Below are 16,162 nucleotides of genomic sequence, written 5' to 3'. Positions count from 1 at the left end.
TTCAGTTTATCAGCCGAGTGCCGGATAGTCGGTATAACCTTCGGCTCCGCCGCCATAGAAGGTCGGCTGGTTCGGTTCGTTCAAGGGCGCGTTGTCTTTGAGGCGACGCACCAGATCCGGATTGGCGATGAAGGCCTTGCCGAAGGCGACGGCATCGACTTTGCCGCTTTCCACGGCTTCGATGGCGCTCTCGCGGTCGTAACCATTATTGGCAATCCACAGGCCCTTGCCGCCTGCATTGCGATAGGCGCCCTTGAAGGTCGCGTAATCGAACGGCTTGTCGCCCTGTTTGAAATCACGCGGTCCGCCCGTTGCGCCTTCGACCACATGGATGAAGGCGAGATTGCGCTTGCCGAGTTCTTCCACCACGTAATTATAAAGCGGCTGCGGATCGGCCTCGAAAATATCGTTGGCCGGGGTGACGGGGGAGAGGCGGATGCCGGTGCGGCCCGCGCCGATCTCTTCCGCAACCGCGTCGACAACTTCCAGCAGGAAGCGGGCGCGGTTTTCGATCGAGCCGCCGTAATCATCCGTGCGCTGGTTGGTGCTGGATTTCAGGAACTGCTCGATCAGGTAACCGTTGGCGGCATGGATTTCGACGCCGTCGAAACCGGCCTCCAGGGCTGCGCGTGCACCGCTACGATAATCCTCGAGGATGAGGCCGATATCGTCGATGGTGAGCGCGCGGGGCTCGGAGGTCTCGGCAAAGGCGCCGGTGCCGTCATCATTGATGATATAGGTCTTCGACTTGGCAGGAATGGCTGATGGTGCGACCGGCTGGCCGCCATGCGGCTGCAGCGAAGTATGGGAAATGCGGCCCACATGCCAGATCTGCGCAACGATCTTGCCGCCGGCCGAGTGCACGCCGTCGGTGATCTTTTTCCAGCCCTCGATCGCTTCCTGCTTGTAGAGGCCCGGAACGTCAGCGTAACCCTGACCCTGCTGGGAAATCGGCGTACCTTCGGTGACGATCAGCCCAGCCGTGGCGCGCTGCTCGTAATAGGTGGCGTTGAGATTGTTGGGAATTGCCCCCGGCGAACGGTTGCGGGTGAGGGGAGCCATGACGATACGGTTGGCGAGTGCGATATCGCCGGCCTGTGCCGGTTCGAAAAGACTGGTCATGCGACTTCACTTTCTGGTCGGTTGGCGTAATTGCGCGGCAGGCGCGCTTTGTTTTTCGGGTGCCGGAACGAAAACCGCTGTGGTTTCCAGTCCAGCACCCCGGGGCTCAAAGCTTGGGAGGCTCAGAGATTGGCTTGCAGATAATGGCGGAAGGCATCGATGGTTTCTTCGTTGCGTTCGAAAAACACCCATTGCCCGACCTTTTTCGACCGGATGAGGCCGGCTGCCTGCAACACCGCCAGATGCGACGATACGGTGGATTGCGACAGGCCGCTGATCTGAAACTGGTTGGCGCACACACCCATGCTGAGCGGGTGCTCCTGGCAGAAATGACTTTCAGGGTTTTTCAGCCATTCCAGAAATTTCAGCCTTGCCGGGTGTGAAAGGGCTTTGAGGACTTCCTCCGGGTTCATCTGTGCTTCTTTAATATCTGACATGACCGATATGTATATCGGAAATTGTCGATATACAAGTCACGTCTCTGTGAGCATCGTGGCAAGCGGGCAGGCGGCTCCAAAAAAGAAGGCCGCTGGATTGCTCCGCGGCCTGACAAGTTTGAAGGTCAAAACCTCCAGAGGGGAACAGCTGTCGCGTGCCGTGGGCAAGCGTGACAGCTAACTAAAATATGGGAGTGGCAAGAATGCAAAACAAGGTTGCATCATGCGATATTTCGCCAATTTGGAGAAAATTCTTGCGGGTAAAAAAAGAGGGCCGCCGGATAGATCCAGGGCCCTTTAAGTGTGAAGGTCAAAAACCTCCAGAGGGGAACAGCTGATGCGGTGGAACTGGGAGGAAAAGCCACCGTGTGCATCAACTGAGAGCTATTTGGTGTTTTTTTGTGCACGAAACAACTCTTTTTTGTGCAGGTCAGGCATGCGTCGCACGCAGCCCTCGATATTTCCGGTATATTTTATGTGCAAAGCTGAAGAAGGGCGCCTGCGCGCCCCTCTTGCTTCTACCTTTACAAGGCTTTGAATTTTAAAGATTATCTTTCGACGTCGATTATTTTTACGTCAGAAGTTCCAGTTCCGCGCCTTGGCGACGATGAAGTCGCGGAAAGCCTTCAGCTTTGCAGCGTTTTTCATCTCGTCGGGATAGCAGAAATAGGTATCGAAGGACGGAATATCTGCGGCGAGCGACAGCTGGATGAGGCCGGGATCGCGACCGACGATATAGTCGGGCAAACAGGCAATACCAATCCCCAGCAGGCACGCGCGCTTGATCGAGGTCTGGCTGTTGATCTGCAGATGCGGAATGCGCGTGTTGTCGGACGATCGTCCGGCATTCTCCAGCCAGTTAACGTCGAGCAGATAGTTAGGCGCGGGTTCGCCAAAGGAGATGATGCGGTGATTGTCGAGATCTTCGACCGATTGCGGCTCGCCATGGCGATTGATATATGACGGTGCGGCATAGACGTGCATGTGCACCGTGAACAGCTTGCGCTGGATAAGGTCCGACTGCTGCGGCTGGCGCAGGCGGATGGCGCAATCGGCATGGCGCATGTTCACGTCCAGTTCCTCGTTGTCGAGGATGAGCTGGATCGACATTTCCGGATAGAGTTGCAGGAATTCCTGCACCTTGTCCGTCAGCCAGCCCTGGCCGAGACCAACCGTCGTCGTCACGCGCAGCTTGCCGCTCGGCTTCTCCGTCGTTTCGGTCAGTTGCATCTTCACCGTTTCGAGCTTCAGCAGCACGTCATGGGCGGTGCGATACAGCAGCTCGCCCTGTTCGGTGAGGATCAGGCCGCGGGCATGGCGGTGGAACAGCTTGACGCCGACATCCTGTTCCAGTGCGCTGACCTGGCGGCTGATGGCCGACTGGGACAAATGCAGCTTGTCGGCAGCGTGGGTAAAAGACCCCGCTTCGGCTGCGGCATGAAAAATGCGCAGTTTATCCCAGTCCAATGGCATTGCCATGCCTATCCTGCCTTTCGGTTATTCCGCTGCAACCGCGAGCGGTTGTTGCGCCGTGAGATAGCGTTCTGCTTCGAGGGCGGCCATGCAGCCCATGCCGGCGGCGGTGATTGCCTGGCGGTAAATGTCGTCGGTGACGTCGCCGGCGGCGAAGATGCCTTCCACGTCGGTGGCCGTGGAATCAGGAGCAGTCCACATGTAGCCGTTATCCTTGAGCTTCACCTTGCCCTTGAACAGTTCGACCGCCGGGGCGTGGCCGATGGCGACAAAAACGCCATCAATGGGCGTATCGCTGATCGCACCAGTCTTGGTGTCACGCAGCCTGACGCCGGAAACGGAAGGCGGCATCGGCGGCTTTGCCGGTGCGCCGGTGATTTCGGCAATTTCCGTATTCCAGAGAATCTTGACGTTTTCCTTGGCAAACAGCCGTTCCTGCAGGATTTTTTCCGAGCGGAAGCTGTCGCGGCGGTGCACGACGGTGACCGATTTGGCGATATGCGCGAGATAAAGCGCCTCTTCCACGGCGGAGTTGCCGCCGCCGACCACGATCACATCCTTGTTGCGATAGAAAAACCCGTCGCAGGTGGCGCAGGCGGAGACGCCGAAGCCCTGGAAGTGCTGCTCGCTCTCGATGCCGAGCCATTTGGCCTTGGCACCGGTTGCGATGATTAGCGTGTCGGCGGTCCAGACCTGACCCGAATCGGTCCTGACCACGAAAGGCCGCACGTTGGTCTCAACTTCGGTGACGAGGTCGCTGACGATTTCCGCGCCCACATGGGTTGCCTGCTTCAGCATCTGGTCCATCAGCCACGGGCCCTGGATCGGATCGGCGAAGCCCGGGTAGTTTTCAACATCGGTGGTGATCATCAGCTGGCCACCCTGTTCCATGCCGGCAATCAGCACGGGTTTCAGCATTGCGCGGGCCGCGTAGATCGCCGCGGTATAGCCGGCGGGACCGGAGCCAATGATCAATACCTTCGTGTGGCGGGCAGACATGGAAATATTCCTTTTTTCAGCAGCGGGGCCTTTCGGCGGCAAAGCCATCCAGCCGCAAGACGGCGGATAGGCCGCAACCCCTTCGTTGCCCGGTATTTAAGGTTGTCTAGTGTCTTTATTCAAGGGCAGCCTTGCGTTACCAACAAGGCAGTTGTGGATGTGTGCGCAATTTTGTGACCGGGCGTTGGCATAATGTTGCGAATCCTGCGCCGAATAGTACAAGGAAGTTCTCCAGCTTAACGAGGTACTTCTCCGTGACCAGCGTCGAACTCGATGCCATCGATCTGAAAATCCTGCGCGAATTGCAGCGCGACGGGCGCATGACCAACGTGGAGCTGGCCGAAAGGGTCGGAATTTCCGCACCGCCATGCCTCAGGCGTGTCCGCAAGCTGGAAGAAGCTGACGTGATCCAGGGTTATCACGCCATGTTGAACGCGCCGAAGCTTGGTTTCGACCTCGTCGCCTTCTGCATGATTGGCCTCAAGCGCCAGTCCGACAGTAATCTGAAGGCCTTTGCGGCGGCGACGGGCGGATGGTCGCTGGTGCGGCAGGCCTGGATGGTGTCGGGCGAAAGCGATTTCCTGCTGCATTGCGTCGCGAAGAACCTGACGGAGTTTCAGGATTTCGTCATCGAGGTTCTGACGGCGGATGAGAATGTCGACACGGTGCGCACCATGCTGACCATCCGTCAGGTCAAGCGTGTCGGCCTCGTGGAAATCTGAGCAGCCGGCTTTTAGCCGATTTTGGGGATATCACCCCCGCTGTAACGCCTCATAGACTTCACCGAGGCATGTCGCTTCTTTTTCCAGCGGGAAAGTGCTGCGCACATGCGCAAGTCCGGCGCTTGCATGAGCTTTGGCCAGAGCAGGATCGGCCAGATAGGTCTTTATCGCATCTCTGAGCGATGCGTAGTCGCCCGCGCCGACGACCCACCCGGTTTCGCCAGTGACGATCATTTCCTCATAGGCGCCGGCATTGCTGGCGACAACGGCCGTCTCCGAGGCCATGGCTTCGAGTGGCGTCAGGCCGAAGCCTTCGTTGCGGGATGGTGCGACATAAAGCGTCAGCCGACGGTACCAGGGCTTGATGTCGTCAACTTCACCCTGAAAGATGATCCGGTCGGTAAGGCCGGCTGCGGCGACATCGGCCTTGAGCGTATCACCGAAGGCCTTGTGTTCTGCCGTTACGCGGCCGGAAACGACAGCGGTCCACTGCGGGTAGTGGGGCAGAAGCTCGATCATGGCGCGCACGAAGAGGTCGGTGCCCTTCTGATGGCGCACCCGCCCGAAGCAGCCGAGCAGATAGTGTCCCGGTAGGCCGGTTGCCGCGATCGTGTCTTCGGGGCCTGTAGCCGGGTGGAACAGCTCGGTATCGACGCCATGCATGACGACGCGGTGGGGTACTTCGAGAAACGAGCCGGAGCGGGTGCTGGTCGCAACCACCGCATCCATTTTCGAAATCAGAAAGCGTGTATAGGCGGAATGCCGTCTCTGTGCGGCTGACGTGAAGAGCAGCTTCACCTTCATGCGCAGAACGTCCCGCATGAAAATGCCCGGCAGCATTTCCAGATTGCGGCGGGCATGCCAGATGCGCGGGCCGCCAGAGGGGCCGTTTTGCCAAAGCCGCCACAGGTCACGGAAGCGCACATGCGGCAGATGCGGCGGCAGGCCGGGGCCGATGGTGCCCACCTTCTGCCCCAGCCGGTTCTGCACCGGAATGAGCTGAACGATGGTTGAGGTGACGCCGGAGAGCCTGCGCTTGAAATTCGGCGCGAGTACCTGCACATCTTTCAGACTGACGTGGGACAAGATGGGCTTCCGTCTCTGCGGCTGAAGGTTGATTCGTCAGGGAGCGATGCGCCCGCTCGAGGCGCATCGCATCGGGCCAATCAGCCCCACTGAACTGCGAGAATCTCGTAACCCTTGGCACCACCCGGCGCGTTGACTTCTATGCTGTCGCCGACTTCCTTGCCGATGAGGGCGCGGGCAATCGGCGAGGAGATGGAAATGCGGCCGGCCTTCACATCGGCTTCCTGATCGCCGACGATCTGATAGGTCTTTTCCTCGTCGCTGTCTTCATCGATGAGCTTGACGGTGGCGCCGAACTTGATCTTGGAACCGGACATCTTGGAAAGATCGATGACTTCCGCGCGCGCGGTCAGGTCTTCGAGTTCGGTGATGCGGCCTTCATTGTGGCTCTGTGCTTCCTTGGCAGCATGGTACTCGGCATTTTCCGAAAGGTCGCCATGGGCGCGCGCTTCCGCAATTGCCTCGATGATACGGGGACGCTCCTCCTGCTGGCGAAAGCGCAGCTCCTCCTGCAGCTTGACGAATCCACCCTGAGTCATCGGTACTTTTTCTACCATTTTTTTATCCTTCGTATTCCGGTCGCTTTACTTGCAGACACAAAAAGAAACAGGTTCCGGAGAGGAACTCCGGAACCATGCCAAAATCAGAACTGAGCCGACTATATCAGAAGACGATAGCGAAATGCCAGCAAATTTGAGCCGAGGATATTTTTCTAATTAATCAATGGCTTAATTTCCAATATTGACAGCCGTCAATAGAACATATAGTGAACATATCCATGAAGAAGTCGATCAGGCAAAGGCTGGCCATTCTCTCCGACGCGGCCAAGTATGACGCATCCTGCGCATCGAGCGGCACGGTGAAACGTAACTCCGCAGCATCGGGCGGATTGGGCTCCACGGAGGGGTCGGGCATCTGCCATGCCTATGCGCCGGATGGGCGCTGCATTTCGCTGCTGAAGATCCTGCTCACCAATTTCTGCATCTATGACTGCGCCTATTGCATCAATCGCTCCTCCAGCAATGTCGAGCGGGCGCGGTTCACCGCCGAGGAGGTGGTGTGGCTGACGCTGGAGTTTTACCGGCGCAACTATATCGAGGGGCTGTTCCTGTCCTCCGGCATCATCCGTTCGTCCGACCATACGATGGAAGAGATGGTGCGCGTGGCGCGGGAGTTGCGGGTCACCCATGGTTTTCGCGGTTATATCCATCTGAAATCCATTCCGGAAGCATCGCCCAGGCTCATCGAGGAGGCGGGGCTTTATGCTGATCGGCTGTCGATCAATATTGAATTACCCACCGATAGCGGTGTCAGTCGTTTCGCGCCGGAAAAGCAGCCCGCCAATATTCGCCGCTCCATGGCGGATATCCGCCTGAAGATCGAAGAGGCGGGGGAGCCAACCATCAGGACAAAAAAGACCAGACGTTTTGCGCCGGCCGGCCAGAGCACGCAGATGATCGTGGGGGCGGATGGCGCTGACGATAGCACCATTCTTTCCACCAGCGCCCGGCTTTATGGCAGTTACGGTCTGCGGCGCGTCTATTATTCCGCTTTCAGCCCCATTCCGGATTCGTCGAAAAACCTGCCGCTCATCAAGCCGCCACTGATGCGCGAGCACCGGCTTTACCAGGCGGACTGGCTTTATCGTTTTTACGGTTTCGACATCGGCGAGATAACGGCAATCGGTGGCGACGGCATGCTCGATCTCGATATCGACCCAAAGCTCGCCTGGGCGCTGAAACAGCGCGACCGGTTTCCGGTGGATGTCAACGTGGCGGATCGGGAAATGCTGCTGCGGGTGCCCGGATTCGGCACGAAGACCGTGGCCTCCATTCTGTCTTCCCGCAGGTTTCGGCGTCTGCGGCTGGAAGATCTGGCGCGTTTTGGCGTGTCGCTGAAAAAGGTCAAGGCCTTCGTCGTGGCTGACGGCTGGACGCCGGGCAAGTTGACCGAACGGCCGGACCTGCGGGCGATGTTTGCGCCGCAGCCCGAACAATTGTCGCTACTCTGATGTATGGACCGGTTCTGGAAGGGCGGGGCGAGTTCGGCGAGTGGCGAGATGCCGCACGTGCGGCCCTTGCCGCCGATATCCGGCCGGAAATGATTGACTGGCGGCTGCGGGATGACGGAGCGGGGCTTCTCGACTTTGCGGGTGAGCCATTGCCGGTGGTTGCTGCCGGGGACGGGCAGGTTTCCGTCCCGGCCTCCTTCGTCGCGCTGGCGCAGGCCATCATCTGTCACAGCGAGCCCGGCCGCTTCGCGCTGCTTTACCGGCTGTTGTGGCGGCTGAAGCGGGATCGCGCCCTGTTGCAGTTCAAGTCCGATCCTGACGTTGCCGAGGCGCGGCTGCTGGAGAAATCCGTGCGCCGCGACTGTCACAAGATGACGGCCTTCGTTCGTTTCAAGGAAGTGCCCCTGCCGCAGGGGCAGGGCGGGCGTCGGCGGTTTATTGCCTGGTTCGAGCCGGATCATTTCATCGTCGAGCGGACGGCAGCGTTTTTCCAGCGCCGGTTCACCGATATGGACTGGCTGATCGCGACGCCGAAAGGGTCTGCTCGGTGGGATGGAGATGAGTTGCAGACCTCGCGGGAGGCGGCGGTAAAACCCGATCTGACGGATGAGACGGATGAACTCTGGCGAACCTATTATGCCAATATTTTCAATCCGGCCCGCCTGAAGATCAAGGCGATGACGGCGGAAATGCCGAAAAAATACTGGAAGAACCTGCCGGAAGCGGACCTCATACCCGGTCTTGTCCTAGGGGCAGAAGCGCGGGTGCTGGAGATGGCGGCCAAGGCGGCAAGCCAGCCGCAACCCTTCCACCACCGGCTGCAGGCCGCAGCGTCTGCGCGCGAGATGCCGCAACCGGTGTCGGACGGCACGCTTCAATCGCTGGCGCGGGAGGCTCGCCAATGCACTCGCTGCGCCCTGCATTGCAAGGCGACGCAGACCGTTTTCGGGGAGGGGCCCGAAGATGCTGATATCATGATCGTCGGCGAACAGCCCGGTGATAACGAAGATCTCGCCGGCAAGCCTTTCATAGGCCCGGCGGGTCAGCTTTTTGACAGAACTCTCCGTGAGATCGGTGCCGAGCGCAAAAAGCTCTACGTCACCAATGCCGTCAAGCACTTCAAATATGAGACGCGTGGCAAGAGGCGCATCCATCAGCGGCCCAACGCGGGAGAGGTGGAGCAATGTCGCTGGTGGCTTAACCGGGAAATCGCGCTCGTGCGGCCGAAACTGATCGTGGCCATGGGCGCAACCGCGCTTTATGCGCTGACCGGCGGCAAGGAGAAGGTTTCCGAAATCCGTGGGCGTCCTTTACCGATGGAGGAGGGCAGGACGCTTTTTGTCACCGTGCATCCGTCCTATCTCCTGCGCCTTGCCGATATCAGGGCGAAAGAGGCGGAAATGGCGCGCTTCCGGATGGATATGGAGATAATAAGGAAATTCTAATATATTTTTTTACGTATTAAACGTTTACTTTGAATGTGGACTATGATTCTCAATAATACTTTTTACAGGTTGTTTATCTGTAATTTTTATTGAAAATTTATCTCCATATTATAATAGGTTCTCTCAAAATTTATTTACCGTATGGGCATATTATGCTGGGTGAACTCGACCTTGCAACAGTCATACTGATGCAAAAATGTTCTTACATCGTTGGGCTGTTGAGTTTTATCTACCTGAAGATGAGTAATCGCGGTTTGCCCGGCCCCGTTCATCTTGCGGCGGGTTTCGCGGCGATGACGGTCGGCTCTACGCTTGCCGGTTACGGCGAATGGAAGATACTTTCGCCGGCGCTGTGGGAGCTTGGCAGCGTTTTGTTCGGTATTGCCGGATATGCGCTGATCTGGCTTGGGCTGAAGACGTTGAGCGACGGACGCTTTGTCAATCGCAAAACCATCTTGTTTACCTGTCTTGTCGCCCTGCTGGCGATTGGCGTTGCGCTGCAGGTGGCCGGCAACAATACGTTTCGCGCGGCGCTTTTTAATGGCTGTGCGGCTCTGGCCTATCTTGGCGGGGCGGGCGTGCTTTTTGCCCGGTGGCGGAAAGAGCCGCTTCTTTCCCGGCTGGCTCTCGGTGCGATTACAGGCGTTTCCGGTCTGATATCGCTGGCGGTGATGAAAAGCGTGCTTTTCCCTGGTTACGCCAGCATCAATCTGGTCACTGCGTTTTTCTTCATTATCATGCTCAACTTCGCCATCTCGCTCTTTGTGATGATGCTGGTAGCGGAGCGGTCCGAACGGAAATTGCTGGTTCTGGCGAATACCGATCCACTGACGGGCGTCAAGAACCGGCGTTTCTTCTTCCAGACCATGCCCGCAGCCCCCGATCCCGCTGATGCGGCCATGTTGCTTGACATTGACCACTTCAAGTCGATCAATGACCGTTTCGGCCACGCTGTCGGCGACAGCGTGCTGCAGGAAGTGGCAAGGCGCATCAGCGGCAGCATCCGTGGCGGCGATGTGCTGGCGCGTTACGGCGGCGAGGAATTCATCATTTTCCTGCCGGGTGCCGGTGTGGACAAGGCTTGCATGATCGGCGAGCGCATTCGCGACGCGGTTGCGATAAATGAGGTCGATTGCGGCGGTCTGCGTGTCGGGGTGACCATCAGCATCGGCGTTGCCACCACAGGCGATATGCGCTGCGATCTCCAGATGCTCGCCGAAAAGGCGGATCGAGCGCTTTACCGGGCAAAGACCGAAGGGCGCAATTGCGTTCGCGAGGCGCTGGCCGCGTAAGAAGCGGAAAAGCCTGCGCCTGTTTTCCCAAGATGGCAGCCTCTGCTCAGCCTGTCGGCTCTTTCGCTGCATCTGCAGTGGCGCGATGTCGCAAGGCCTCTTTCAGTAGAATTTCGATCTGGGCATTGATGCTGCGCAACTCACCGCTCGCGGTCTGCCGGATCGCGTTCAATATGGCGGGTTCGATTCGAAGCGGAAATGCCACCCGCTGTGGCCCTGAAGGACGTCCGATCATGAATTAACCCTCGAATTCAGGGGCGCGGCGCGGCCGGCGGTGGGGGAGGGTTTTTCGGGAACGCAAAAAGTCATCATGAGCCTCATGTGAGAATGATGTCGTTTTGATATGGGAACTAGATTGCAGCGGGATTGCGCAAAACAAAACGCCGCAGGCATGGTGACCCGCGGCGTCTTGTTTTCAATCTTGTGGGCTTTCCCGCAGCAGTCTTAGTTGAAGTAGCTTTGCAGCGGCTTCACTTCCAGATTGCCGGCCTTCAGCGCCTTGATGGCAAGCGCTGCTGCTTCCGCACCGGCCATCGTCGTGTAGTAAGGCACCTTCTGCATCAGCGTTGCGCGGCGTAGCGACTTGCTATCCGAGATCGCCTTGTTGCTGTCGGTGGTGTTGATGACCAGCTGGACCTGACGGTTGCGGATGGCGTCCTCGATATGCGGACGGCCTTCCTGCACCTTGTTGATCTTTTCGGCGTTGATGCCCTGTTCGGCGAGGAAACGCTGGGTGCCGCCGGTTGCCAGCACCTTGAAGCCGCTTTCCACGAGAATGCGGATGGCGGAAAGCACGCCTTCCTTGTCCTCGTCACGCACCGAAACGAAGACCGTGCCGGAGCGCGGCAGGTCGACGCCGGCGCCGAGCTGGCTCTTGGCGAAGGCCAGTGCGAAATCGGTGTCGAGGCCGATGACTTCGCCGGTCGAGCGCATTTCCGGTCCGAGCAGGATGTCGACGCCGGGGAAGCGTGCGAAGGGGAAGACGGCTTCCTTGACGGCGATGTGCTTCAGGTTGCGCGGATCGGGCTTCTCGCCATAAGCGGCAATCGCCGCATCAAGCTTCTCGCCGGCCATGACGCGGGCGGCGATCTTGGCGATCGGCGCGCCGATGGTCTTGGCAACAAAAGGCACGGTACGCGAGGCGCGCGGGTTGACTTCGAGAACGTAGATCGTGCCGTCCTTGATGGCGTATTGCACGTTCATCAGGCCGCCGACCTTGAGTGCCTTGGCAAGCGCCGTCGTCTGGCGTTCCAGTTCATCGAGGGTTTCCTTGCTGAGCGAACGGGACGGCAGTGAGCAGGCCGAGTCGCCCGAATGGATGCCGGCCTCTTCGATGTGCTCCATGATGCCCGAGACGAAGACGTTTTCGCCGTCGCACAGCGCATCGACGTCGACTTCGACGGCGTTGGTCAGGTAGCTGTCGAACAGAAGCGGGTTCTTGCCGAGCAGGGTGTTGATCTGACCGGTCTTGTCGTTCGGGTAACGCTGCTTGATATCCTCTGGTACGAGACCGGGAACGGTGTCGAGCAGATAGGTCTGGAGTTGGCCTTCCGAATGGATGATCTGCATGGCGCGGCCACCCAGCACGTAGGACGGACGCACGACCAGCGGGAAACCGATTTCCGAGGCGACGAGGCGAGCCTGCTCGACCGAATAGGCGATGCCATTGTTCGGCTGGGCAAGATCGAGCTTCATCAGCAGCTTCTGGAAGCGGTCGCGGTCTTCGGCAAGGTCGATCATGTCAGGCGCGGTGCCAAGGATCGGGATGCCGTTCTTTTCCAGCGCTTCGGCGAGCTTCAGCGGCGTCTGGCCACCGAACTGCACGATGACACCGACCAGCTCGCCCTTTTCCTGCTCGGCGCGCATGATCTCGATCACGTCTTCGGCCGTCAGCGGCTCGAAATAGAGGCGGTCGGAGGTGTCGTAGTCTGTCGAAACGGTTTCCGGGTTGCAGTTGATCATGATGGCTTCGAAGCCGGCATCCTTCAGGGCGAAGGCGGCGTGGCAGCAGCAATAATCGAACTCGATACCCTGGCCGATACGGTTCGGACCGCCGCCGAGAATGACGACCTTCTTGCGGTCGGAAACCTGCGCTTCCGAGCGGGCAGCGCCGACGAAGGGCGTCTCATAGGTCGAATACATGTAGGCAGTGGGCGAAGCGAACTCTGCAGCGCAGGTGTCGATGCGCTTGAAGACCGGGCGAACGTTCAGGCTGTTACGCAGCTCGGCCACTTCCTTCGGGCGCTTGGACGTCAGGCTGGCGAGGCGGGCGTCGGAGAAGCCCATGGCTTTCAGCATGCGCAGGTTTTCGGCATCCTGCGGCAGGCCATGCTCGCGAATGCGGGCCTCCATGTCGACGATGGCCTTAAGCTGGGCGATGAACCACGGATCGATCTTCGAGTTTTCGTGGACCTCTTCTTCGCTCATTCCCATGCGCATCGCCTGTGCGACCATGCGCAGGCGGTCGGGCGTCGGTGTGCCGATGGCGGCACGGATGGCGTTCTTGGAACCTTCGCCTTCCTCGTAACCGGGGATTTCGATTTCATCGAGACCGGTGAGGCCGGTTTCCATGCCACGCAGCGCCTTCTGCAGCGATTCGGCAAAGGTACGGCCGATGGCCATGACTTCACCGACCGACTTCATGGCGGTGGTGAGGATCGGCGAGGCGCCCGGGAATTTCTCGAAGGCGAAACGCGGGATCTTGGTGACGACGTAGTCGATGGAGGGCTCGAAGGACGCAGGCGTGGCGCCGCCGGTGATGTCGTTTTCCAGCTCGTCCAGCGTATAGCCGATAGCGAGCTTGGCGGCGACCTTGGCAATCGGGAAGCCGGTTGCCTTGGAAGCAAGAGCCGAGGAGCGGGAAACGCGCGGGTTCATTTCGATGACGACCAGACGGCCATCCTTCGGGTTCACGGCGAACTGCACGTTGGAGCCGCCGGTCTCGACGCCAATCTCGCGCAACACCGCAATCGATGCGTTGCGCATCATCTGGTATTCTTTGTCGGTCAGCGTCAAAGCAGGGGCAACGGTGATGCTGTCGCCGGTGTGCACGCCCATCGGGTCGATGTTTTCGATGGAGCAGATGATGATGCAGTTGTCCGCCTTGTCGCGGACCACTTCCATTTCATATTCTTTCCAGCCGAGAACGGATTCTTCGATCAGCACTTCGGTGGTGGGCGATGCGTCGAGACCGCCGCCGATGATTTCGAAGAATTCCGAGCGGTTATAGGCGATGCCGCCGCCTGTGCCGCCCATGGTGAAGGAAGGGCGGATAATGGCGGGCAGGCCGACGACGTCGATGGCCTGCGCGGCAATGGCCATGGCGTGGCTGATATAGCGCTGCTTGCGGTCCGTCTCGCCGAGGTTCCACTGGTTTTCGAGGTTGTCGAGAGCCTTGTCCAGCTCTGCGCCTGACAGTTTTGCCTTGAGTTCAGTGCGGGCGGCTTCGTGCGTCTTGCGGTCGGCGTCCTTGATTTCAGTGGCGTTGGCGAGCATCGACTTCGGCGTTTCAAGGCCGATGCGGGCCATCGCCTCGCGGAACAAAGCGCGGTCTTCAGCCATGTCGATGGCTTCGGGCTTGGCGCCGATCATTTCGACATTGTAGCGATCGAGAACGCCCATGCGCTTGAGAGAAAGCGCAGTGTTCAGCGCGGTCTGGCCGCCCATGGTCGGCAGAAGCGCATCCGGGCGCTCCTTGGCGATGATCTTGGCGACGACTTCCGGTGTGATCGGCTCGACGTAAGTGGCATCGGCAAGACCGGGATCGGTCATGATGGTGGCCGGGTTGGAGTTGACCAGAATGACCCGGTAACCCTCTTCCTTCAGCGCCTTGCACGCCTGCGTGCCGGAATAGTCAAATTCACATGCCTGACCGATAACGATCGGTCCCGCGCCGATGATGAGGATGGACTTGATATCTTGGCGCTTCGGCATGGCTCTCTCGTTCCGCTTTTTGGTTGCGCAAAGCACCAGCCAGGGTGACGGATCACCGGCCGGTGCGCGCAATTCAAAGTTTTCAGGCTAGAAGCGGCTTATAGGCAAATGTTTTTGAGAACGGAACCCCATAAATTCCGGAATCGACAGAAACCTTAACGGATAGGGACTTGCGTGGCGAAACGGGCCTGTACCGCAGCACGGTAAGAGCGGCTAACCGGGATTTCCGTGCTGTCTCTCGTCATGACATGCAGACGACCGGCCTGTTTCCGGAGGGAAACAATGTCGGCATCGGCAATCCAGTGGGAACGATGCACCTGCAGGCCCGCCGTCTGGCCGAGTTCTTTCAGCGCATCGGCAAAACGCAGCAGAACCAGCTGCTGCCCGCGCGTGGTGACGATTTGCGTGTAATGATCCTGCACGGATAGTCGCAGCAACTCTCCGCGCTTTTGCGGCGGCAGCCGCTCCAACAATGGGATACTGGCGTTCACGTCAAGATCGGCATCTGCATTTATGTCCGTTGCAGCCTCCACCACTTTTTCGAAGGACCGGCAGGTCGTGAGATAACTCAACAGGCAAAAGATCGCGCAGAGGGGCAGGGATGAGAGGCTGCTTTTCAGAACCGATGCAAGAGCCATCTCCCTGCCGTAGAAAATCTGATTGGTGACCGTGAGCAGCAGCCCGATAGGCAGTGCAGACGTCAGCGAGCCGATCATCATGCGTGTCAGCATGTTGCCGATGTGGCCTGCAAGGATTGTATTGGCGATGACCGAAAAGGATATGGCGAACATCCAGGCGCCCCCCTGGACGATCGTCCAGTAAAGCAGCCGATCGGCGAAGCTCATGGTTTCGCTGGTCCCGAAAGGCCCGGTCAGAATGAAAATCGCCAGCACGGCAAGAAATGTCAGCCACAGCCTGCGCGATTGCAGGATGGCGCGCATTTCACGAAGCGTGGATTGCAGATACGGGTGATCCACGAAGTTTTCCTGCTGATGGCGCCAATCCGTTTTTCTTGTCCGTATGTTTCGCTGAAATTGCCGGTGATTTCAACCGAGCCGAAGCAGCGCCCATGTCATTCCAGCCTTTGTTAGATGCACCGCTTGCCGTGCAGTTCCATGTCGCCACCGTTATACCTGCAGCCGTTCTTGGCGCCTTCATTTTCCTGCGTCCCAAGGGCACCGCCATCCACCGGCTGCTCGGCAAGATCTGGGTGGCGCTGATGGTCGCGACATCAGTTTCGACCTTCTTCATCCATGAATTGAAGGTGTTTTATGGTTTCAGCCCGATCCATCTGCTGTCCATCTTCACCATTTACGGCTGTCTGCAATCGGTCTATTTCGCGCGCCGCGGCGATATCCGACGCCATAGGCGCATCATGCAGAGTGTTTATCTCGGCGGTATCGTGATTGCCGGCGGCTTCACCTTCCTTCCCGGACGTATCATGCATGAGGCCGTTTTGGGTGACGGAAAAGCCGATTTTGTGGCCCTTTCCGCCGGTGTGCTGGTGTTTGCCTTCCTGTTTCTGACGGTATTGAAACAGCGCCGTCGGACCATATGAAAGGTTCCGTTGGCCTCCTCTGCTTTCTTCCGGAACAAGATGTATTATAGTGCCGTTATAAAGCAGCTTGTTGAGGCGACGTTC

The 16,162-nt window shown here is 58.6% G+C and carries 14 protein-coding genes; 5 read left to right on the top strand and 9 right to left on the bottom strand.

Annotation, left to right across the window (positions count from 1 at the left end; translation table 11 throughout):
• Positions 1-9 precede the first annotated feature (9 nt).
• The 4 genes from ATU_RS10695 to trxB all read right to left on the bottom strand — a co-directional run bounded on the left by ATU_RS10695 (position 10) and on the right by trxB (position 4,031).
• Entirely contained in the window at positions 10-1,122 is a 1,113-nt protein-coding gene (locus tag ATU_RS10695; RefSeq protein WP_010972128.1) for an alkene reductase, read from the bottom strand.
• A 122-nt stretch (positions 1,123-1,244) separates the two neighbouring features.
• The gene (locus ATU_RS10690) at positions 1,245-1,535 is read right to left on the bottom strand and encodes an ArsR/SmtB family transcription factor (protein ID WP_010972127.1); all 291 of its coding nucleotides are present in this window, start codon (positions 1,533-1,535) and stop codon (positions 1,245-1,247) included.
• 600 nt (positions 1,536-2,135) lie between these two features.
• Positions 2,136-3,032, bottom strand: a complete 897-nt coding sequence (locus ATU_RS10685; protein WP_035214662.1) for a LysR family transcriptional regulator VtlR — start codon at positions 3,030-3,032, stop codon at positions 2,136-2,138.
• A gap of 24 nt (positions 3,033-3,056) precedes the next feature.
• Positions 3,057-4,031, bottom strand: a complete 975-nt coding sequence (trxB, locus tag ATU_RS10680) for a thioredoxin-disulfide reductase (RefSeq protein WP_010972126.1) — start codon at positions 4,029-4,031, stop codon at positions 3,057-3,059.
• A 254-nt stretch (positions 4,032-4,285) separates the two neighbouring features.
• Between trxB and ATU_RS10675 the strand changes: the two genes are divergently transcribed.
• Positions 4,286-4,753: an Lrp/AsnC family transcriptional regulator gene (locus ATU_RS10675; protein ID WP_006310592.1), complete on the top strand. Its 468-nt coding sequence runs from the start codon at positions 4,286-4,288 to the stop codon at positions 4,751-4,753.
• A gap of 30 nt (positions 4,754-4,783) precedes the next feature.
• On the opposite strand, the gene ATU_RS10670 is transcribed toward ATU_RS10675, so the two are convergent.
• Together ATU_RS10670 and greA are read right to left on the bottom strand one after the other, a co-directional pair.
• A complete protein-coding gene (locus ATU_RS10670; RefSeq protein ID WP_010972124.1) occupies positions 4,784-5,839 on the bottom strand; it encodes a glycosyltransferase family 4 protein in 1,056 nt (351 codons plus the stop codon).
• 80 nt (positions 5,840-5,919) lie between these two features.
• Entirely contained in the window at positions 5,920-6,396 is a 477-nt protein-coding gene (gene greA, locus ATU_RS10665; RefSeq protein ID WP_010972123.1) for a transcription elongation factor GreA, read from the bottom strand.
• A 221-nt stretch (positions 6,397-6,617) separates the two neighbouring features.
• Here greA and ATU_RS10660 point away from each other — a divergent pair, with 221 nt between their 5' ends.
• The 3 genes from ATU_RS10660 to ATU_RS10650 all read left to right on the top strand — a co-directional run bounded on the left by ATU_RS10660 (position 6,618) and on the right by ATU_RS10650 (position 10,587).
• Positions 6,618-7,850 (top strand): putative DNA modification/repair radical SAM protein, encoded by a 1,233-nt coding sequence (locus tag ATU_RS10660; protein WP_010972122.1) that lies wholly within the window; start codon positions 6,618-6,620, stop codon positions 7,848-7,850.
• On the top strand, positions 7,850-9,295 hold the full coding sequence (locus tag ATU_RS10655; RefSeq protein WP_010972121.1) for a UdgX family uracil-DNA binding protein: 1,446 nt from the start codon (positions 7,850-7,852) through the stop codon (positions 9,293-9,295). The genes ATU_RS10660 and ATU_RS10655 overlap by 1 nt, the downstream gene beginning before the upstream one ends.
• A gap of 152 nt (positions 9,296-9,447) precedes the next feature.
• Positions 9,448-10,587, top strand: coding sequence for a GGDEF domain-containing protein (locus tag ATU_RS10650; protein ID WP_010972120.1), 1,140 nt, complete (start codon positions 9,448-9,450; stop codon positions 10,585-10,587).
• Between the two features lie 46 nt (positions 10,588-10,633).
• Here ATU_RS10650 and ATU_RS10645 read toward each other — a convergent pair whose 3' ends face one another.
• The 3 genes from ATU_RS10645 to ATU_RS10635 form a co-directional block, all read right to left on the bottom strand.
• Entirely contained in the window at positions 10,634-10,822 is a 189-nt protein-coding gene (locus ATU_RS10645; RefSeq protein WP_010972609.1) for a type II toxin-antitoxin system antitoxin, read from the bottom strand.
• 209 nt (positions 10,823-11,031) lie between these two features.
• Entirely contained in the window at positions 11,032-14,520 is a 3,489-nt protein-coding gene (gene carB, locus ATU_RS10640) for a carbamoyl-phosphate synthase large subunit (RefSeq protein ID WP_010972119.1), read from the bottom strand.
• A 155-nt stretch (positions 14,521-14,675) separates the two neighbouring features.
• Complete coding sequence (locus ATU_RS10635; protein ID WP_046033582.1) at positions 14,676-15,497, bottom strand: LytTR family DNA-binding domain-containing protein; 822 nt, start codon at positions 15,495-15,497, stop codon at positions 14,676-14,678.
• Between the two features lie 92 nt (positions 15,498-15,589).
• Between ATU_RS10635 and ATU_RS10630 the strand changes: the two genes are divergently transcribed.
• Positions 15,590-16,078, top strand: a complete 489-nt coding sequence (locus ATU_RS10630; protein WP_010972117.1) for a DUF2306 domain-containing protein — start codon at positions 15,590-15,592, stop codon at positions 16,076-16,078.
• Positions 16,079-16,162 lie beyond the last annotated feature (84 nt).

It is taken from the genome of Agrobacterium fabrum str. C58 (assembly GCF_000092025.1).
Lineage (GTDB): Bacteria > Pseudomonadota > Alphaproteobacteria > Rhizobiales > Rhizobiaceae > Agrobacterium > Agrobacterium fabrum.
Note: the sequence above shows the minus strand (reverse complement) of the source record. Positions and strands in the feature narration are given on the sequence as shown.